The sequence below is a fragment of the Bacillus sp. JJ664 genome, from assembly GCF_036962205.1.
Taxonomy (GTDB): Bacteria; Bacillota; Bacilli; order Bacillales; family Bacillaceae_G; genus Gottfriedia.
On the sequence record NZ_JBALMS010000225.1, the window covers coordinates 1 to 1,080 of the forward strand.

General features: G+C 28.4%; 2 protein-coding genes. Both read right to left on the bottom strand.

The window, feature by feature from the left end; translation table 11 throughout:
• Window positions 1-417: 417 nt before the first annotated feature.
• Window positions 418-621: a YqzE family protein gene (locus tag V7056_RS20540; RefSeq protein ID WP_499704242.1), complete on the bottom strand. Its 204-nt coding sequence runs from the start codon at window positions 619-621 to the stop codon at window positions 418-420.
• 42 nt (window positions 622-663) lie between these two features.
• Window positions 664-1,080 (bottom strand): shikimate kinase (locus V7056_RS20545; RefSeq protein ID WP_499704243.1); only part of this gene is annotated, 417 nt, incomplete at its 5' end.

Below are 1,080 nucleotides of genomic sequence, written 5' to 3' on the forward strand. Positions count from 1 at the left end.
ATTTGAGGGTTTAGTTTAATAAATATAAAAAATCCAAGTATTACGGTTATTAATACTAAAATTAATTTCGAAAAAAATTTCATATGGATACTCCAGTTATCTTCAAATAAAAGTCATAAATCTAAATCTTCGGTAGATCATTACTGTGTGCAATTATTGTAATATGTTCGTTTCTATATTCGACAATTTGGTAAAATACACCTTTATCAAAAAAATCTTTATGAATTTCACAAATTAGTTTCTAAGGGGAATTAATTTTTCTTATAAAACTATCTTGCCATTTAATTAAATGAGAAAAGCAACATTAACCTTATAGCATAAACAAATAAAAAAGACCAAATCATATAGACTCGGTCTTCTAATTGCTTAGTTTTTATACTCTTAAATAGAATGATATTAGCTTTGAATTCAGCTTTTTTACATACTCTTCTTATTTTTTCTACTTTGAATTTTCTTCATGTATAATGCAAAACTTAGTGGAAGCATGCCGAACATATTTGTTGAAAAAGATTCTTTATTTTCTTCCTTTTCATGTTTCATCAGTTCTCGCTTCTCTTTTGGTTGATCGATATAATTCATAAACTGCTCAGTCATATATTTAACATAATCATTAGTCTTCAAACTAATCACCTAGCTTTCTACTCACTTACTTCTACTATCTCCTCATCGAAGTGAATTTAAACAGTTAATGATTTCCACCGAAACGTCCTTTGGTGACCTTTCATTAACTGAAATGGTGAAATCAGCTTTTTCATAAAATGATTTTCTACTAATGAACAATGTATTTAACTCTTCAATCGAACGATTTACGGCATTCGGGCGATTTGGATCCTGATGAATTCTTTTATATAACGTCTCAATTGTTGATTCTAAATAAAATAATATTCCATTTTGTTTCATGAATACAATATTTTCGGGACGGGTAACAATTCCACCACCTGTTGAAATAATTGAATCATTACTCGATACTTTTTTTAATACTTCGGACTCAATATTACGGAAACCATTTTCACCACTCTCTTCGAATATTGTTGGTATACTTTTACCTGTATGTGAAACTATTTCTTCATCTAAGTCAAT